At 73.5% G+C, this 16,607-nt stretch carries 20 protein-coding genes; 6 read left to right on the top strand and 14 right to left on the bottom strand.

Going from position 1 to position 16,607, the window contains the following annotated elements:
- Positions 1–7: 7 nt before the first annotated feature.
- Positions 8–778, top strand: coding sequence for a CDP-alcohol phosphatidyltransferase family protein (locus ACZ6TB_RS19400; RefSeq protein ID WP_465555898.1), 771 nt, complete (start codon positions 8–10; stop codon positions 776–778).
- Here ACZ6TB_RS19400 and ACZ6TB_RS19395 read toward each other — a convergent pair whose 3' ends face one another.
- Complete coding sequence (locus ACZ6TB_RS19395) at positions 779–1,663, bottom strand: ABC transporter substrate-binding protein (RefSeq protein ID WP_465555897.1); 885 nt, start codon at positions 1,661–1,663, stop codon at positions 779–781.
- Positions 1,664–1,769: 106 nt separating this feature from the next.
- Here ACZ6TB_RS19395 and ACZ6TB_RS19390 point away from each other — a divergent pair, with 106 nt between their 5' ends.
- A complete protein-coding gene (locus tag ACZ6TB_RS19390) occupies positions 1,770–2,378 on the top strand; it encodes an HAAS signaling domain-containing protein (protein WP_465555896.1) in 609 nt (202 codons plus the stop codon).
- 3 nt (positions 2,379–2,381) lie between these two features.
- On the opposite strand, the gene ACZ6TB_RS19385 is transcribed toward ACZ6TB_RS19390, so the two are convergent.
- Positions 2,382–3,215, bottom strand: coding sequence for an alpha/beta fold hydrolase (locus ACZ6TB_RS19385; protein WP_465555895.1), 834 nt, complete (start codon positions 3,213–3,215; stop codon positions 2,382–2,384).
- Positions 3,216–3,261: 46 nt separating this feature from the next.
- Complete coding sequence (locus ACZ6TB_RS19380; RefSeq protein WP_465555894.1) at positions 3,262–4,050, bottom strand: alpha/beta hydrolase-fold protein; 789 nt, start codon at positions 4,048–4,050, stop codon at positions 3,262–3,264.
- Between the two features lie 53 nt (positions 4,051–4,103).
- On the opposite strand from ACZ6TB_RS19380, the gene ACZ6TB_RS19375 reads away from it, so the two are divergent.
- From ACZ6TB_RS19375 to ACZ6TB_RS19365, 3 genes are all read left to right on the top strand, one after another.
- Positions 4,104–4,865 (top strand): alpha/beta hydrolase family protein, encoded by a 762-nt coding sequence (locus ACZ6TB_RS19375; protein ID WP_465555893.1) that lies wholly within the window; start codon positions 4,104–4,106, stop codon positions 4,863–4,865.
- A 118-nt stretch (positions 4,866–4,983) separates the two neighbouring features.
- Complete coding sequence (locus tag ACZ6TB_RS19370) at positions 4,984–5,184, top strand: hypothetical protein (protein WP_465555892.1); 201 nt, start codon at positions 4,984–4,986, stop codon at positions 5,182–5,184.
- A gap of 85 nt (positions 5,185–5,269) precedes the next feature.
- Complete coding sequence (locus ACZ6TB_RS19365) at positions 5,270–6,118, top strand: inositol monophosphatase family protein (RefSeq protein WP_465555891.1); 849 nt, start codon at positions 5,270–5,272, stop codon at positions 6,116–6,118.
- On the opposite strand, the gene ACZ6TB_RS19360 is transcribed toward ACZ6TB_RS19365, so the two are convergent.
- The 6 genes from ACZ6TB_RS19360 to ACZ6TB_RS19335 form a co-directional block, all read right to left on the bottom strand.
- On the bottom strand, positions 6,115–6,954 hold the full coding sequence (locus ACZ6TB_RS19360; RefSeq protein ID WP_465555890.1) for an ABC transporter permease: 840 nt from the start codon (positions 6,952–6,954) through the stop codon (positions 6,115–6,117). The two genes, ACZ6TB_RS19365 and ACZ6TB_RS19360, sit on opposite strands and share 4 nt — an antisense overlap.
- On the bottom strand, positions 6,951–7,733 hold the full coding sequence (locus ACZ6TB_RS19355; RefSeq protein ID WP_465555889.1) for an ABC transporter ATP-binding protein: 783 nt from the start codon (positions 7,731–7,733) through the stop codon (positions 6,951–6,953). Before ACZ6TB_RS19355 ends, ACZ6TB_RS19360 begins: the two co-directional genes overlap by 4 nt.
- 20 nt (positions 7,734–7,753) lie before the next feature.
- Positions 7,754–8,194 carry a Clp protease N-terminal domain-containing protein gene (locus ACZ6TB_RS19350; protein ID WP_465555888.1) on the bottom strand — a complete coding sequence of 147 codons (441 nt, stop codon included), beginning with the start codon at positions 8,192–8,194 and terminating at the stop codon, positions 7,754–7,756.
- Positions 8,191–8,427 (bottom strand): hypothetical protein, encoded by a 237-nt coding sequence (locus ACZ6TB_RS19345; RefSeq protein WP_465555887.1) that lies wholly within the window; start codon positions 8,425–8,427, stop codon positions 8,191–8,193. Before ACZ6TB_RS19345 ends, ACZ6TB_RS19350 begins: the two co-directional genes overlap by 4 nt.
- Before the next feature lie 47 nt (positions 8,428–8,474).
- Positions 8,475–9,032 carry a DUF1707 SHOCT-like domain-containing protein gene (locus ACZ6TB_RS19340; protein WP_465555886.1) on the bottom strand — a complete coding sequence of 186 codons (558 nt, stop codon included), beginning with the start codon at positions 9,030–9,032 and terminating at the stop codon, positions 8,475–8,477.
- Between the two features lie 95 nt (positions 9,033–9,127).
- Entirely contained in the window at positions 9,128–9,559 is a 432-nt protein-coding gene (locus ACZ6TB_RS19335; RefSeq protein ID WP_465555885.1) for an FHA domain-containing protein, read from the bottom strand.
- A 1-nt stretch (position 9,560) separates the two neighbouring features.
- On the opposite strand from ACZ6TB_RS19335, the gene ACZ6TB_RS19330 reads away from it, so the two are divergent.
- A complete protein-coding gene (locus ACZ6TB_RS19330; protein ID WP_465555884.1) occupies positions 9,561–9,812 on the top strand; it encodes a hypothetical protein in 252 nt (83 codons plus the stop codon).
- A gap of 4 nt (positions 9,813–9,816) precedes the next feature.
- Here ACZ6TB_RS19330 and ACZ6TB_RS19325 read toward each other — a convergent pair whose 3' ends face one another.
- Genes ACZ6TB_RS19325 through ACZ6TB_RS19305 form a run of 5 tightly spaced genes read right to left on the bottom strand, consistent with a single transcriptional unit; the run spans position 9,817 to position 16,564 of the window.
- Positions 9,817–11,082 carry a vWA domain-containing protein gene (locus ACZ6TB_RS19325; RefSeq protein WP_465555883.1) on the bottom strand — a complete coding sequence of 422 codons (1,266 nt, stop codon included), beginning with the start codon at positions 11,080–11,082 and terminating at the stop codon, positions 9,817–9,819.
- A gap of 2 nt (positions 11,083–11,084) precedes the next feature.
- Positions 11,085–12,104 (bottom strand): protein phosphatase 2C domain-containing protein, encoded by a 1,020-nt coding sequence (locus ACZ6TB_RS19320; RefSeq protein WP_465555882.1) that lies wholly within the window; start codon positions 12,102–12,104, stop codon positions 11,085–11,087.
- Positions 12,105–12,117: 13 nt separating this feature from the next.
- Positions 12,118–14,421, bottom strand: coding sequence for a serine/threonine-protein kinase (locus ACZ6TB_RS19315; RefSeq protein WP_465555881.1), 2,304 nt, complete (start codon positions 14,419–14,421; stop codon positions 12,118–12,120).
- Entirely contained in the window at positions 14,418–15,608 is a 1,191-nt protein-coding gene (locus tag ACZ6TB_RS19310) for a hypothetical protein (protein WP_465555880.1), read from the bottom strand. Before ACZ6TB_RS19310 ends, ACZ6TB_RS19315 begins: the two co-directional genes overlap by 4 nt.
- The gene (locus ACZ6TB_RS19305; protein ID WP_465555879.1) at positions 15,605–16,564 is read right to left on the bottom strand and encodes a glutamate ABC transporter substrate-binding protein; all 960 of its coding nucleotides are present in this window, start codon (positions 16,562–16,564) and stop codon (positions 15,605–15,607) included. Before ACZ6TB_RS19305 ends, ACZ6TB_RS19310 begins: the two co-directional genes overlap by 4 nt.
- Positions 16,565–16,607 lie beyond the last annotated feature (43 nt).

Below are 16,607 nucleotides of genomic sequence, written 5' to 3'. Positions count from 1 at the left end.
AGGCACGGTGACACTCGCAGCCACCCCGGCGGCGCCCGCACGCGGACCGATGATCGGCCTGACGGCCCAGTTCGTGCTGCTGACCGCGCTCGCCGCGACCCTCGGGCTCACCCCCGCCGGGCTCGCCGCCGGCGCCGGGTACGGCCTGGTGCTCTGCGGTCTGCTCGCCACCGGCCTCCAGCGTCACGGCATGCGCACGATGGGCGCCGCGAACGTGGTCACCTTCAGCCGCGCGATCCTGGTCGGCGGCGTCACCGCCCTGGTCGTGACCTCGTTCGCGCACCCGGTCAGCACGCCCGCCCTGGTCGCGGTGGCCGGCGTCGCGCTCGCGCTGGACGGCGTCGACGGCCAGGTCGCCCGCCGCACCGGCACCACCACCGCCCTCGGCGCCCGCTTCGACATGGAGATCGACGCCTTCCTCATCCTGGTGCTGAGCGTGTACGCCGGGGATCGTTTCGGCTGGTGGACGGTGGCCCTGGGCGCGTACCGCTACCTGTTCGTCGCCGCCTCGTGGGCCGCGCCCTGGCTGAACGCCGCCCTGCCGTACCGCTTCTCCCGCAAGGTCGTCGCCGCCCTCCAGGGCATCGTCCTCGCCCTGGTGACCGCCCACCTGCTGCCGGCCCCGCTCGCGACGGCCGCGCTGGTGGTCGCGCTGGTCAGCCTGACCTGGTCGTTCGGCCGCGACACGCTCTGGCTCCACAAGGCCTCCCGGGTCCGCGCCGCGGCCCGCCTGCGCTGGTCGGCGGCGCCGCAGCCGGTGCTCCAGGCCGTCGCCTAGTCAGGCAACCCGGGCGATCCGGCCCGGCGGCGGGACCGGGACCGCGCCCGGGTGCAGGATCGCGGCGATCGCCTCGACCCCGTCGACCAGACGCGGGCCGGGGCGCACCACCAGTCCGTCCCCGTCGATCGCCCACACCTCGGCGCCGGGGAAGTGCGGGACCACGGCTCTCGCCTGCTCGCGGGCGCCGTCGAGGTGGAAGCCGCACGGGGTGACCAGGACCACCTGCGGGTCCGGGGCGGCCAGGTCGGCGTACGACACCTGGATCGAGCGTTCGCCCCCGCGAGCCGCGACCGGATCGCCGCCCGCCGCCGTCACCAGGTCGGGCACCCAGTGCCCGGCGGTGAACGGCGGATCCACCCACTCCACCACCGCCACCCGCGGCCGCGGCCGGCCCTCGACCGCCGCCGCGACCCGGGCCAGGCGCTCGCGCAAACCGGCGTTCAGGGACGCCGCCCGGTCCGGGACCCCCGCGGCCTCGCCGACCCGCACGAACGTGGCCAGCACGTCCTCCAGCGAGTACGGATCGAGGGACAGCACGTCGGCCCGGCAGCCGAGGTGGTCGAGTGCCTCGTCGACGTGGTCGGACGGCAGCGCGCACACCCGGCACAGGTCCTGCGTGAGGATCAGCTCGGGCTCGAGGCCGGCCAGCGCCCCGGCGTGCAGCGTGTAGAGATCGGCGCCCGCGGACATCCGCTCCTTGACGTAGAGGTCGATCGCGGCCGGGGTCATGCCCCGGGTGTCGCGGCCGCCGACCAACACCGTCTTCTCCTCGCGGGCCCGGGCCGGCTCGTCGCATTCGAAGGTGACGCCGACGAGATCGTCGCCGAGGCCGAGCGCGTAGACGATCTCGGTGGCCGACGGGAGCAGGGATACCAGGCGCATGCCCCCATCCTGCCGTGACCGGGTCGGCCGAAAGGCGTAGGGGCGGGGGACGATTCCGACCGGGGAGGGATGTGCCGGAGGGGCCGGAAACCCGATTCTCTTGGACATGACTACGGCACCGCTCGCGCACACCGACGTGATCGTCCTCGACTACCTGGCGGCGCTCTGGGCGCAGAGCGAAGACCTGTCGCCCGAGCTGCGCGACCAGCTCATGCACACGGTCGCCGACTACATCGCGGCGCGGCGGGCGGCGGCGACCAGCCCGCTCGACGACGCCGCCGCGATCATCACGCGGTTAGGGCCGCCCGAGTCGCTCGTCGACGCCGCCCGGCGCGGGCAGGTGCCGCCGCACATCCGGCTGCCCGCGCTGATCCCGCCGCCGGCGCCGGTGCGCCCGGTGGCCGGGCAGGCGGCCGGCGCCGCCGAGTACCTGGCGGTCGGCATGCTTACCGTCGGCTCGCTCATCGTGCCGATCGTCAGCCCCGTCGCCGGCATGCTGCTGGCGAGCGCGTCCCCGCACTTCACGCCGGCCGAGAAGGCGATCGGGTGGACGCTGACGGCGGGGTCGGCGGCGGCCGGCGCGGTGCTCACGCTGTTCTTCGCGACGCTGCCGTTCCACACCAGCGCCGCGCTGCTGCTGATCTACCTGGCCATGTGCGGCGGCGCGTTCGCGGCCGGGATCAGCCTGCTCAACGCCCTGCGCCGGCGGGGGTGATCGTCAGGCGGGCTGGCGCGCGGCCTGGCCGATGATCTCGGCGATCACCAGCGCCCAGACCGCGGCCGGCGGGAACTCGTGCCCGACGCCGTCGAGCCAGACCAGGCGGGCGCCGGGGATCTCGGCGGCCAGCGCCTCGGCGAGCACGGCCGGAAAGAGCGGATCGAGCGTGCCGTGCAGGATCAGCGTCGGCGCCGTGATCGAGCCGAGGCGCGGCCGGAAGGCGGGACCGCCCGGGCAGCACCAGTGGTTGGTCTGGCTGGCGGCCATGTCGTGGGTGCGGTCGAAGACCCGCTCGGCGAGCCGGCGTAGGTGCGGCTCGTCGGCGGTGAACGGGCCGCCGAGCTCGCGCGCGGTGGCGATCAGCCGGTCGACGGAGCCGCGCCGGTTCGACCAGTCGGGCGTCGTCGCGGGCGCGGCCGGGCCGTCGAGGTCGGCGCCGGACGGTCCCGGGGTCGCGGAGATCAGGGTCAGGGAGAGCACCCGGTGCGGGCGCTCGATCGCGATCCGCTGGGCCAGCGCGCCGCCCATCGACATGCCGACCACGTGGGCCCGGTGGATGCCGAGCGCGTCGAGCACGCCGAGCGCGTCGTTGGCCAGGTCCACGCCGGAGTACGGCGGCGCGCAGGCGGGGAAGGACGTCGACCGGCCGGTGTCGCGATGGTCGTAGCGGATCACGTGCCGCCCGCCCGCGGCCAGGCGCCGGCAGAACTCGTCCTCCCACCAGTCCATGGAGCTGGCGCCGCCGGCGATGAGCAGCAGGGCGGGGTCGGTCGGTTCGCCGAACGTCTCGACGCAGAGCTCGATGCCGTTGACCGGCAGGGTGGAGGCCACCATCTCCTCATTGTCCGGCATCACACTTGACAGGCGGGTTAAAACTCGCTCACTTACCGGTGCCGGCGGCGTTGAGGGCGCCCGCGACGAAGTCGAACGCGGACGGCACGCATCGCGACCAGTAACCGAAGTTGTGCCGGCCGTCGGCGTACCCACCCGCCCGCGGCGGCTCCGGCAGCTTGCTCTCCAGGTCGAGCACGTTGCCGTAGAGGCCGTCCTGCTTGCCGCACCACAGCCCGACCGGCGTGCCGCGCAGCAGCCGGGTCGCGCCGGTCACGTCGTCGTCCGGCCGCACCGCCGGGGAGAACGCGGCGACCGCCTTGACGAAGCCCGGAAACGCCTCGGCCAGCAGCAACGCGCCGTAGCCGCCCATCGACCAGCCCCACGCCGCCATCCGGGTGATGTCGAAGCCGCGCTGCCGGCACCACACCGGGATCTCCTCGTGCACCAGCCGCTGCGGGTCGTCGGCGCCGCTCGGCCGCCAGGCGAGACGGCCGCCGTCGGCGCCGGCCAGCACGAACGGGGGCAGCCCGCGGCGTACGGCGTCGGTCAGGAACCGCCCCAGACCGAGCGTCGCGTAGTCGTCGGGCGTCTTCGAGCCGCCGTGCAGCACGAGACAGACCGGCAGGCCGCTCCCGTCGCCGTAGCCCGCCGGGACCGCCGTGTAGAAGCCGACCGTGCGCCCGCGGGCGGCCGACCAGCGGTGTTCGAGGTGCTCCTCGCCCGGCGGTGCGGCCGGGATCACCGGTTCCGATTCAGCCTTTCGGGCGCGGTAACCGGCTATCCCGACATACGCGGCCAACGCGGCGCCACCGGCCAGCAAGATTCGTCGTCTCATCGTCCCCCACAACGGCGATATGTCCGTTGGCGTGACGTTTCTAGGCTCACCACATGCGTAGGTGGGCGGTGGCGATGGTGGCGTTGCTCCTGGCCGGCTGCGGTTCGTCGGCGCACGCCCACGCCGGCCCTCCCCGGGCCGCGGGTGTGATCATCCGCACCGCCTCCTTCGCCCGGGGCGCGAGCCGCCCGCTGCCGACGACGATCTGGTCGCTCGCGGGCACGACCGGACTTCACCCGGTCGTGATCTTCAGCCACGGCCTCGGCGGCCTGCCGTCCCAGTTCACGCCGATCGCCTCGACCTGGGCCGCGGCCGGATTCGTCGTGATCGCGCCCGCCTATCCGCACACCAACGGCAACGTCGAAGTCGATGCGGCGGACGTACGCCACCAGCCCGCCGACGCCTCGTTCGTGCTGCACGAGATCTTCCGCGAGCCCGCGACCTGGCACGCCGACCCGAGCCGCATCCTGGCCGTGGGCTTCTCGGCCGGCGGGACGACGACGCTCGGTCTGCTCCGTGCCGGGCACCTGCCCGGCCTGCGCGGCGCCGTGTCGGTGGCCGGGCGCCGGCCGTCGTCCGCGTTCGGCGGCTCTCCGGTCCCGGTGCTGTTCGTCCACGGCGACCGCGACCCGACCGTGCCCATCGCCGCCGGTCGGCAGGCCTATGCCGCGCTCCCTCAGGGCTGGACAAAGCGGTTCGTGACCGTGCCCGGCGGCCGGCACGGCGACTACCTGAACCCTCCGAATGCCGCGTACGAGCGCGTCTCGGCCACGGTCCTGGACTTTATGCTTTCACCCGGAGTGGCGAAAGACTAGTCCGTTCGGCCAGCTCAACACCGACAGTGATCTTGACTAGATTGCTCCGGTGCACCTCACTCATGTACTCATGTCGGCAGCAGTCACAGTCAGTGTCGCTGGTGTTTCTTACGCTGCGTTGAACCCGGATCGCGCGGAGAAGCAGGCCCGCGAGGTGGCCGGCGTGGCTTCGTGCCGCACCGTCGACTCGGCGATCGTCGCCTACGTGGGCGTGCACGACGCGCCGCCGGCGACGATCGCCGATCTGGCCGGCTACGTGTCGGGCGACATCACCGCGTATCGGATCGTCAATGGGGTGGCCGCCGGCCCGGGGTGCTGATCGGGGGTTTGCGCTGCGGGTTTGCCCTCGGTTGGGGCGACGGACACCCGGCGGTCGCGTTCGCGAGGTGATGTGGAGACACATCTTGATCGCGAAGGGGGACATGCGGGTGGACGGCGGGCCGAGCGTGCAGGATGGGTTCGTGGAGACCGATCTGCAGCTGGCGCAGCGCGCCGTGATCACCGGCGCGGCCGTGGCGTTGCCGCACTTCAGCGCCCTGGCCGACCTGCCGCGAGAGCTCAAGGCCGACGGGTCGGTGGTGACCGCGGCCGATCGGGCGGTGGAGGCGGCGATCCGCGAGGTGCTGACCGCGGCGCGCCCGGGCGACGCGATTCTCGGCGAGGAGGAGGGCGAGACCTCGGCCGGGGCGCGACGGCGGTGGATCATCGACCCGATCGACGGTACGGCCCTGTTCGTCGACGGCGACGACCGGTGGCTGATCCTGCTCGCCCTCGAGGAGGACGGGGAGATCGTCGCGGCGGTGGCGGCGCACCCGGCCCAGGGGAGCGTGTTCTGGGCGTCGCGCGGCGGGGGCGCCTTCGAGGGCCGCATCGTCGGCGGCCGCGTGGTCGCCGCGACGAAGCTGCACGTCGCCCGGGGCAGCGACGAGATCGCCGAGAGCCGTTTCGCGGCCGTCCCGGAGGCCTGGGCGCCGCACCTGACCGCCCCGATCAAGGAGCGGACGCCGGCCCTGGCGTGGACCGTGCACCCCGGCCTGCTGGTGGCGCGGGGCGACCTGGATCTGGCGTTGCAGACCGGCGGGCAGATCTGGGATTTCGCCGCGACGTCGCTGATCCTGACCGAGGCCGGCGGCTCGTTCAGCGGTCTGTCGGGCCGGACGCGCCCGGGCCCGGGGGCGTCGCTCTACGCCCGGAGCGCCGCGTTGCGGCTGGCCACACTGGAGATGCTCGCGGACGTGCAACAGCCGGTCTAGCCGACGCGCTGGAGTGCTCGGTCCCGCCGGGACGTCATCGCCGAGCCGGTCTCCCGGCGGGCCATCCGCCTCAGGACGAACGGCGCGATCGCCAGGCCGAGCACCGCCCACGCGCCCAGCACCCCGACGGTCTCCAGGTGCCGCCACGAGCCGCCGATCTCGGCCACGACCGCGGCCGGCGGCAGCATCGCCGAGCGCATGCCGAGCCCGAGCCAGTAGACCGGGAACGCCTGCGCGACCCCCTGCAGCCAGCCCGGCAGCGCCGTGATCGGGTAGAACACGCCCGACACCGCGATCACCGCGAGGATCGGCAGCGTCAGCACGCCCTGGCCGCGGCTGCTGACCACGACCGAGCCGAGCACCGCGCCGGCCGGCAGCGTCGCGAGCAGGCCGAGCGCGAGCAGGCCGATCAACGCGAGCGGGTTCTCGACCAGCGCGCCTCCGACCTGCGCGCCTCCGACCTGCGTGCCCCCGATCAGGAACAGCCCCGGGACCAGGAAGATCGCCAGATCCAGCGCGAGGCCACCCGAGACCGAGATCAGCTTCCCGGTGAGATAACCGATCACGCCGTACGGGATGGCTCGCGCTCGTAGCAATGTCCCGTCCTCGCGGTCGGCCGTCAGATGCTGGCTCATGCTGACCATGGCCATCGCCGCGTTCATGCCGAGAATGCTGGGCAGCAGCATCGGGCCGAAGCTCCGATCGCGCAGGAACCACAGGGCGATCAGCATCAGGACCGGCCAGAGAAGGTGGTTGACCAGATCGCCGCCGGTGGTGACCGACTGCCGGAGCTCGATCAGCCCGCGGGAGCGCCCGGCCCGGAGAGCGCGCCTCATCGGGCGCCGACCAGGGACAGGTAGGTGTTCTCCAGCGAGGAACGGCGTACCTCCAGGTCGTGCAGTTGATCGCCGTGCTCGCGGTAGAGATCGTGGACCAGCCGCGCCGGGGTGGTCGTGATCCGGGCGAACCGCTCGCCGTGGGCCGACCAGCGCACCTCGTTGCGGCCGCCGGCCAGATCCGCGGGCGTGCCGTCGGCGACGATCCGGCCCCGGTCGAGCACGAGGATGCGGCCGGCCAGCCGTTCCGCCTCGTCCAGGTCGTGCGTGGTCAGCAGGATCGTCGTGGGCAGCGTGCCGAGGAGATCGTGGAAGCCGCGGCGGGCCTCGGGATCGAGCCCGGCCGTCGGCTCGTCGAGAAACAGCAGGTCGGGGCGGCCGATCAGCCCGATCGCCACGTCCAGCCGCCGGCGCTGGCCGCCGGACAGCGTGCGGATCTTCTGGTCGGGGCGGAGGTCGACGGCCGCGATCAGCTCCGCCGGGTTCCACGGCTCGGGGTAGTAGGCGGCGAACTGGCCGAGCAGCTCGCCGACGCGCCATTTGCCGTGGTCGCGCCAGGACTGCAGGACGACGCCGACCCGTTCGCGCCAGTCCTCGCCGGCGGTTTCCGGGTCGCGGCCGAGCACCTCGACGCGCCCCGCCGACCGTTTCCGGAAGCCCTCGAGGATCTCGATCGTGGTCGTCTTCCCCGCGCCGTTCGGACCGAGCAGGGCAACGGTCTCGCCCTCGTCGATCCGGAACGCCACGTCATCGAGGACATCGCGGCTCCCGTACCGCATGCGCAAACCCTCAACCAAGATCATGACAATTCCCGCCGTACGCGCCGGGCCAGCTCGTCGCGATCGATCCCGGCCAGGGCGAGGGCCCGCGGCACCGTCCCGTGCTCGGCCAGGACGACGCCGAGCAACAGATGCCCCGGCCGGGCGTCGCGCTTGCGGCCGACCAGGGCGAAGCCGCGCTCGAGGGCCGCCTTCGCCGACGCCCCCAGCCCCGGGTGGGTCCCCGCGGCCGGCGTCGCCCGCGGCATCCCGCCGTCGAGCCGCACCCCCGCCGCGGCCAGGCTCACCGCGAACTCCCGCTCCAGAGCCCGCCGCAGCGCCTCCCGATCGAGGCCGGACCGCGGATCGGCGGCGATCGCGAGCAGCAGGTGCTGCGCCTCGACGGCCGGCGCGCCCTCGGCCCGGGCCTCGTCGGCCGCGGCCGACAGGATGCCGTTGAGGTAGTGGTCGAAGTCGGTCATCCGGAACGCCTCCTCAATGAGATGCCGGCGTCGATGAGCCGTTTCGCGTGCTTCTTGTAGACGGCCTGACGGGTGACGCCGAGCGCCTCGGCCACCTGCGGCCAGCCCCAGCCCTCGCGCATGGCTTCCTCGACGGCCGCGTCCTCGAGCCGATCGGCGAGGCGGCGCAGCGCCCCGACGGCGGCGAGCCGATCGGCGACGTCGCCCTGCGCGGAGATCTCAACACCGGACATGTAAGCAACCGTAGTTGCTTATTCCCGTGATAGTCAACCCCGGTTGCTTACGAGGAGCGTCGCCAGGCGAGATAGAACGCGGCCAGCCCGGCCAGGGAGAGCGCGATCCCGATGATGCCGAAGACCCGCCCGATCAGCGCGCTCGTGAAGCGCGGGCCGCCCTGCGCCGGGCCGCCCTGCGCCGGGCCGCCGTGCGCCGGGCCGCCGTGCGCCGGCCGGCCTTGCGCCGACCCGCCGTGCGCCGACCCGCCGTGCGCCGACCCGCCGTGCGCCGACCCGCCACCGCGACTGGCTACGACGGCGAGCACGCCGAGCACCAGGCCGATCCCGCACACCGACATCGGCACCGACGCGATCCCGAGAATCAGCGCGATCCGCCCGTTTGCCGATCTCTCGGGCGCGTTCACGCCGGCCGGCGGGCTCCAGCCGTATGCCGGCGGCAGATCCGAGACCTGCAGCCGCAACTGCGACGCGTAGCTGGCGGTGCCGACCGCCGCCACCCGGGCGTCGTACTCACCGACCGGCAGCACCCCGGCCTCGAACGCGTTGCCGAGCAGGCCGAGCACCTGGGTGCGCTCGGCGTGCCCGACCCGGCGTTCTCTCACCGGCCGGCACCGCTCGTGGCTTCGACCCTCGACACGATCGGCAAGGTAACCCGCCGCGCGCCGCCCGCGCGCCCGATTCGCCGGAAGTCGCCCTCCTAGGCGGCCGGCGCGTGCAGCGTGATCGTCGTCCAGGCCCCCACGTGCACCTCGTCCCCGTCCTTCAGCGACCGGGTCTGTCCCGCCGTGAGCGGTTGCTGCTCGTCGTTGACGTACGTCCCGTTCGTCGACCCCACGTCCGACACCAGCCACACCCCGTCCACGCTGAGCGTCAGCAGCGCGTGGCTGTGCGACACGCCCGGATCGGAATCGGACAGGTCGATCTCCGGGCTGGTCCCCTTCGACGAGCTCCGCCGGCCGATCCGGACCTGCGGCGCGGGCAGGTCGACCGTGCTCGACGGCGCGTCGGCCGGGAACTCGACCCCCTCGATCGCGTTGTCCTCGAAGTACTTCCGGTCGACCGCGATCGTCGCCGTCCACTGCCCGGCGACCGGCGTGGCGGCCACCGGGGGAGCGGCCAGCGTCGGCACCTTGCCGGTGCTGTGGTCGTACCCGCAGTCCTCGCAGAACCTGGTCCCGCCCGCCCGCGGCGCCCCGCAGTTCGGGCACGGCTCCCCGCCCGCCTGGGCCGGGGCGCCCGTGGCCGCCGGCGCGGCCGTCGCCGTCGATGCCGCCGCCGACCCGGGCGGGGACACGTCGACCGTACCGGCGCCGCCGATCTTCGCCCCGCACTCGTCGCAGAAATCGTCCGTGCTGGACGTGTGCCCCTTCGGGCAGGTGTAGGTGGTCACTGCGACCGCCCGACCCGCACCGTCTTGGTCGAGCGGGTGTCGAGCGCCATCTCGTCGGCCGCCTCGACCTTGCGCCGCAGCCGGACCGTGCCGGTCGCCGCGTCCTCGATGTCGACGACCGTGGCCAGCAGCTCCTCGGTCGCCTTGTTCCCGCTGGCGTGCGCGAGCTGCGCGGCCCGGCCGAACTTGATCGTCGCGGTGCGGTCGTCGCCGGCCTTGCGTGCCTCGATGCCGGACTGGATCGCCTCGGCCAGCTCGGCCTGCCCGGTGTAGTGCGCGACCTGCCGGTTGATCCGCGTGGACAGGGCCGTGTCCTCGGTCCACACCGCCCGTACGAGCGCCTGCGCGTGCACGGTGTCGCCCTCCACGACCGACACCCGGGCGGCGAGCATCTCGTCGCCGGCCGCGCCCGGCGCCACGTCGACGCACACGTGGTAGTCGCGGCTCTCGGCGCCCCACGACCCGAGCGGGTAGCGCGCGGCCCGCGGCCCGTCCTGGACCCGCTTGCCGGTCAGGTCCATCACCTCGGGCTCGACCTGCTTGACGAACCGCACCGTCGAGTTGACCGGCGTCCACACCTTGAGCTGCACGTCGGCGCTGGTCTTGCCCATCGCCTTGGTCATCATCTGCTCGAACGCGGCGGTCAGCCCGGACGGCTGCGCCACGATGTCGACGGTGCCCAGCAGCGACTCGGCGATCTTGCGGAGCTCCGAGACCTTCCAGTTGACGCCGACGCCGCGGCAGTCGCAGGTGAACTTGCCGGCGATCGAGTCGAGCACCGTCTCCAGGTAGCCCTGGCGCTCGCCGTTGTCGCCGTCGGTCAGCAGGATGGCGTGCGCGATGTCGCCCGGCCGCTGCGCGAAGAGCTGCGCGGCGAGCAGGAGCCACGCGCCCATCGCGGTGCCGCCGCTGGCCTGCAGCCGGTCGATCGAGCGGATCGCGTCGGCCCGCGACTGCGGCGAGGCGACCGCGAGCTGGCCCGGCGCCGGGAACAGCTGCTGGGCGGTGCTGACGCCGGCGATGATCGCGAAGTTGACCCCGTCGTCGATGCAGTCGACGGCGGCCTTCGCGGCCTGGCGGGCAGCGCTGATCCGGCCCTCGGCCTGCATCGACCCGGACGCGTCCACGATGATGATCTCGGTGGCCCCGGAGGTACGTCGCCCGCCCTCGGCGCCGGACGAGGTGACCGTGACGATCGCGTTGACCTCGGTCGCGCCCAGCGCGAGGAACTCGTTCTGGAAGGCCTCGGCGGAATACGGCATTCCTACTCCTTGACTGGGTCTTTGGGATCGGCGGGGATCTCGGCGGAGGAGATGGGGACCAGGGCCACGGTGATGTTGTCGGCGCCGCCCTCACCGTTCGCGAAGTCGGTGAGAGCGCGCGCCGCCTCGACCAGGGTGCCGTGCGCGCGCAAGCTCGCCCGCACGGTGTCGGCGAACGCCCGGTGGTCGGTGAGGTAGTTCCACAACCCGTCGCTGCACAGCACCAGGTGACCGGCGCCGGCCACGGCGAACGCGGCCGTCCGCGGCAGCACCGGCGCGGCGTCGGCGCCCAGCCATGCGGTGATCGCGTGCGCCTTCGGGTCGCGCATCGCGGCCTCTGGGTCGGCGCCCATCGCGATCGCGTGCGTGGCCCACGAGTCGTCCTCGGTGAGCGGCTCGGCCGGGCCGTCGGGCGGCAGCCAGTACGCGCGGCTGTCGCCCACCCAGCCGATGTTCACCTCGGCGCCGCGCACGGTCGCCGTCACGATCGTGCAGGCCGGGTTGGAGACGACCCGCCGCGGGTCGCCGCTGGTCACCAGCTCGGCGACGGCGGCCTTGGCGGCGAGGATGGCGGCCGACACGTCCGGCGACCCGGCCAGCAGCTCGCCCGCCCGGTTCGCCGCGGTCTCGGAGGCGACGTCCGGGTCGAACGACGCGGACACGCCGTCGCACACCACCACGTCGACATCCGTGCCGCGTACGGCCAGCCACATCGCGTCCTCGTTGCGGTGGTGCCGCCGCCCGCGGTCAGTCACCGCGGCCGCCACCGTTCCGCAGTCCGCCTCGATGTGGTCGCGCGGCCGCCCGGCCAGCATGCCGCAGTTCTCGCAGTACCCGTCGGCACCCACCGAGCCGGCCGTGCCGCAGTTCGGGCAGGTCGCGCCCGCGGGAGCCGCCGGCGTATCGGCGGCCTCCGACGGGATGCCGGCGGTCTCCGACGCCAGCGGGCGGCCGCAGGCCTCGCAGAACGCCGCGCCGGCGGCGCGCTCGTCGGCGCACGAGGCGCAGTCGGTCATCGTCATCGAGCCTCGTTCCTCATGTGCGGGTCCTCGGGCGGGACGCGTTCGCGAGATCGACCAGCCGGATCTTCTCGAGCCCGTGCGCCGCCTGGGCCATCTCGCGGTAGGCGCCCTCGAGCGCGAACCGCACGTCTCTCTCGGTCACCTCGCCGTTGCGGGCCGGCCCGAGCACCGTGGCGGGCAGCGCCCGGCCTCCCGCCACCGTCCGCAGCGCCTGCTCCAGCAGCTCGGCGCGCAGGGCCGCGAGCTGCGCGGCCTCGATCTCGAGCCGCTCGATCAGCGCGGCCGCGGCGGACAGCGAGGTCACATCGGCGGCCACGGTCGGGTGCGCATGCACCAGCGCGCGTACGGCGCCCACCTGCGAGGTCCGGTAGGCCGACGAGGTGCCCGGCACCCGGTTGTACGCCTCGACGGCGCCCGTGCGATCGCCGGCGCCGAGCCGGCAGCGCGCCAGGCCGGCCGCCGCGGCCGTGTACGCCGGGTCGGTGCGGCTCACCACGTCGTAGTAGCCGGCCGCCGCCGCGTCGCCGGCCAGCTCCAGCGCGAGGCCGAGCGCGAGCTGCGGGGCCAGCTCGCCGGGCAGCGCCGAGTAGACCGCGTCGAACTGCTGCCGCGCGTACTCGTGCTGCCCCGTCGCCAGCGCGAGCAGCCCGTCGTACCAGGCCACCCGCCAGTCGGCGCCGTCGCTGGCCAGCAGTTCGTCGCGGGCCACGATCGCGCCCCGGAAGTCGCCGTCGCGCGCGCCCAGGTCGATCCGGGCCCGCAACGCCCGCAGCCGCACCTCGACCGTCTGCTCGGGCGAGTTCGCCAGCAGCGTCAGCACCTCGGCCGGGTCGGTCACGGTGACCGAGGCGAGGAACGCGGCGGACGGGTCGGTTAGGTCGATCAGCGGCGTGGGCAGGTCCTGCCAGCGGGGCCCGTTCGCGTTGAGGTCGGTGCGCAGCTCGCCGGTGAACAGCCTTGACGGCGCCGGGCGGGCCTCGCCGCCGGCCGCGAGCACCTGCCGCAGCACGCCGAGCATCTGGTCGCTCATCTCGGCCGAGTCGACGAACCGCTCGGCCGGGTCGAGGCGGGTCGCCCGCAGCAGCAGCCGGTAGTACGACTCGTGCTGCTGGTAGACCGCGAACTCGCCGCGGTCCGGGAGGCTGTCCTTGAACGTGCTCTGGTAGCCGCGGAAGTCGGTGGTGAGCACCGCGAGCGTCCGGCCGATCGTGTAGAGATCCGACGCGACGGACGGCCCCTCGGTCGCCATCTCCGGCGCCTGGTAGCCGACCGTGCCGTAGATCGCCGCGTCCAGGTCGTCGATGTGCACGACGCCGCCGAGGTCGATCAGCTTCATCTGGTCGCCGGACTGGATCACGTTGTCCGGCTTGAAGTCACAGAAGATCAGGCTGCGGTCGTGCAGGTAGGCGAACGCCGGCATGATCTCCAGCACGAACGCCAGGGCCTGGTCGACCGGGATCGGATCGGCGTTGCCCGCGTTCGCGGTCCGCCGCTTCTTGAGCATGTCCTTCAGCGACTGCCCGCCGACGTACTCCATCACGATGTAGCCGGCGCCGTCGTGCTCGACGAAGTTGTAGATCTTGACGATGTTCGGATGCTCGACCTCGGCCAGGAACCGCCGCTCGGCCACCGCCGCGGCCAGCGCATCCTCGTCGCCGGAGTTGAGCAGGCCCTTGAGCACCACCCAGCGGTCCGAGACGTTCTTGTCGATGGCCAGGTAGATCCAGCCGAGCCCGCCGTGCGCGAGCGCGCCGACCACCTCGTACTGCCCGCCGACGAGGTCGCCCTTGACCAGCTTCGGCGTGAAGTTGAACCCCTCGCCGCAGGACGGGCAGAAGCCGGACGTGCGTCCGTCGCGATCGCCCCGGGAGCGGCCGACCGGCTTGCCGCACTTCGCGCAGTACCGCTTCTCCTCGGGCACCTCGGCCCGGCTCATGACCGCGGTGGCCGGGTCGGCCTGCACGATCGGCGCGACGTCGACCAGCCCGCCACCGAATCGGCGGCGTCGCGAACCGGTCCGGGAGCTGCCGGTCCGGCCGCTTCCTCCGGTACGCGTGGAGAGCGCGCTCGTCCGCTGCGACGGCGACGTGGCGGCGGTGCCGGCGGTGTTCCGCTGCCGGGGTGTCGTCGCCGAGCCCGCCGCGCGCCCGCCCGCCGTTCCACCGGCCGCCGATCCACCGGCGGTCGATCCGGCGCGCACCCCGGCGCCGCTGCCCGTTCCGTTGTGGGTGGCTGCGGCCCCGGCCACCGGTGCCATGCCGCAGGTGTCGCAGTAGCCGTCCTCGATCGTGCCGGGACAGTTGCGTTCGCACTTCATCGGCCGTTCCTCGCGATCGTGGCGGTGAGGGCGTCCTGGTAGGCGTTGACGGCCGCGCGGGCGGCGTCGAGATCGCACGGCGCCGTGTAGAGCGCCGTCCGGGCCGCGTCGGCGAGCGGCGTGAGCTCGGCGCTTTCGCCCAGCCCCCGGCGCAGCGCCTTCGCCTGGTAGGCGTCGAGCCGCCCGCGCAGCTCGTTGCGCGCCGTCAGCAGGCCGTCGTTGTGTGCGGCCGAGTTGCGCAGCGCGGTCAGCCGCTCCCGGGCCCGGCGCGTCCAGTCGGCGAGCTTCGGGCTGATCAGCGCCCAGTGCCCGGCGGCGGCCAGCGCGTCGATGGCGGCGAGATCCGGTCCCAGCTCGGCCCGGCGCACTCCGGCCAGATCCTGCTCCCGGAACCGGTCGGCGGCGGCGTCCAGCGCCGCGTCCGCGGCATGCTGGGCCTGGACGAGCTGCGCGAGCAGGGCCCGGGCGTCGGCGAGGCGATGGGTGAGAGCCTCCCTCAGCTCGGCGGCCGACGTGCGCTCGGCGTCGGCCCGCGCCACCAGCTCCCGTACGGCGTCCAGATCGCGCCCGTCGACACCGAGCGGATCCGAGGCGAGCGCCGCCGTGAACGCGCCGAGCCGCCGATCCGCCTCGTCGACGGTCGCCGTGCTGCCGCCCGCCTGCCGGGTGAGCGCGCGCACGTTGTCGACCGAGGCGGCCGCGTCGGCGGCGGCCGGAAGCAACCGCTGCCACGCCTCGCCGGCCTGGACCGCGACCGTGACGGCGGTGCCGAAGGCGGCCTCCATCGCGGACAGCAGCTCGGCCGCGGAGCACGTGGTGTGGACCTGCCCCGCGCCGAGCAGCCCGCGCTGCGCCAGCGGCACGGTCGTCGTCGACAGCGTGATCGACTTGCCGAGCACCCGGTGCACGAACGCCGCCCGGTCGGCATCGCTGAGCTTGCGCTGGTCACGCAGCGCGCGAGCCTGGGCGATCACGTCGGTCAGCATGCGGTAGCCGTCCCACAGCTGCGTCAGCGCATCGGTGGCGTCCGCCCACGCCGCGGCCGTCTTCCCGGTCAGCTTCGTCTTGTCCAGGTCCTTGCGGGCCGGGTTGTCGTCGAGGTCGACGAGGTTGGACGCGATGGCGGTCATGGCGGTCTCGAGGCGGAGCAGCTCGGCGTCGGCCGGAGCGAGCGACGGAGCGGTCATTTGTACTCGGCCTTGGGCGGTGCCGGGGTGGCGCCGAAGGCGCCCAGCCACTTCTTGTACGTCGCGGCCCAGGTGCCGTTGGCCCGGTTCTTGTCCAGGACGGCGTTGACGAACCGGGTGAACTCGGGATGCTCCTGCGACATCGCCATGCCGTAGGGCTCCTGCGTGAACTTCGGGCCGATCACCTTCGCGTACGGGTCCTGGGCCGCCATCCCGGCCAGGATGGTGTCGTCGGTCGAGATCGCGTCGACCTCGTTCTGCTGGAACGCGACCAGGCAGTCACCGAAGGCGGCCTTGGCGACGGGGATCGGCTTGGTCGGAATCGCCCCGATGTTGTCGAACGACGTGGAGCCGGACGCCGCGCACACCCGCTTGCCGCCGAGGTCCTCGATGGTCTTGGCCTTCGAGTCGCTCGAGACGAGAACCCGCTGGCCGGCCTGGTAGTAGATGCTGGAGAAGTTGACGTCCTTCCAGCGGGCGCAGTTGGCCGTCATGGTGTCGGCGACGATATCCACGCTGCCGTCCCGGGCGGAACTGACTCTCTTGTCGTACCCGATGACCTTGATCTGAATGCGGTCCGGATCTCCGAAGATCGCCTGGGCGATCTGCCGCGCCATGTCGACGTCGAACCCCTCCACCTTGCCGGTGAACGGATTGCGCGAGCTGAACAGAAGTGTGTCCTGGCTGGTGCCGAGCACGAGCCGGCCCCGCTCCTGGATCTTGGCCATGTAGCTGCCGGCGGGCATGTGCCCCGGCTGCGGGAGCGCGCCGGCCGGCCGCAGGCTCGCACGCGGGTTGCAGGACGTGTCGGGCGCGGCCTGGGCGGGCGCCGAGGGCGCGGCCTGCGCCTTGCCCGCGGTGCGCGGCAGCGGGGACGAGTCGCCGCTGCACCCGGCGATCGCGAGCAGGAGGCCGGCCGTGCCCACCGCGGCGAGCCTGGTGATTGCCGATCGCATCAGCTGTCCTCCCGAGGCCGCGCCGTTCGTCGCTCTTCCGCCG

This window comes from Actinoplanes sp. NPDC051537 (genome assembly GCF_055586105.1).
This window is presented reverse-complemented; position numbering and strand designations above follow the sequence as displayed.

Coding starts and splice junctions, on each gene's coding strand:
- ACZ6TB_RS19355 (WP_465555889.1), bottom strand. CDS start 7,733: ATGCGGTACGGGAGCCGCGATGTCCTCGATGACGTGGCGTTCCGGATC.
- ACZ6TB_RS19385 (WP_465555895.1), bottom strand. CDS start 3,215: ATGGTGGCCTCCACCCTGCCGGTCAACGGCATCGAGCTCTGCGTCGAG.
- ACZ6TB_RS19345 (WP_465555887.1), bottom strand. CDS start 8,427: ATGTCCGGTGTTGAGATCTCCGCGCAGGGCGACGTCGCCGATCGGCTC.
- ACZ6TB_RS19320 (WP_465555882.1), bottom strand. CDS start 12,104: ATGACGATGACCGACTGCGCCTCGTGCGCCGACGAGCGCGCCGCCGGC.
- ACZ6TB_RS19305 (WP_465555879.1), bottom strand. CDS start 16,564: ATGCGATCGGCAATCACCAGGCTCGCCGCGGTGGGCACGGCCGGCCTC.
- ACZ6TB_RS19375 (WP_465555893.1), top strand. CDS start 4,104: ATGCGTAGGTGGGCGGTGGCGATGGTGGCGTTGCTCCTGGCCGGCTGC.
- ACZ6TB_RS19325 (WP_465555883.1), bottom strand. CDS start 11,082: ATGCCGTATTCCGCCGAGGCCTTCCAGAACGAGTTCCTCGCGCTGGGC.
- ACZ6TB_RS19380 (WP_465555894.1), bottom strand. CDS start 4,050: ATGAGACGACGAATCTTGCTGGCCGGTGGCGCCGCGTTGGCCGCGTAT.
- ACZ6TB_RS19310 (WP_465555880.1), bottom strand. CDS start 15,608: ATGACCGCTCCGTCGCTCGCTCCGGCCGACGCCGAGCTGCTCCGCCTC.
- ACZ6TB_RS19395 (WP_465555897.1), bottom strand. CDS start 1,663: ATGCGCCTGGTATCCCTGCTCCCGTCGGCCACCGAGATCGTCTACGCG.
- ACZ6TB_RS19360 (WP_465555890.1), bottom strand. CDS start 6,954: ATGAGGCGCGCTCTCCGGGCCGGGCGCTCCCGCGGGCTGATCGAGCTC.
- ACZ6TB_RS19350 (WP_465555888.1), bottom strand. CDS start 8,194: ATGACCGACTTCGACCACTACCTCAACGGCATCCTGTCGGCCGCGGCC.
- ACZ6TB_RS19390 (WP_465555896.1), top strand. CDS start 1,770: ATGACTACGGCACCGCTCGCGCACACCGACGTGATCGTCCTCGACTAC.
- ACZ6TB_RS19315 (WP_465555881.1), bottom strand. CDS start 14,421: ATGAAGTGCGAACGCAACTGTCCCGGCACGATCGAGGACGGCTACTGC.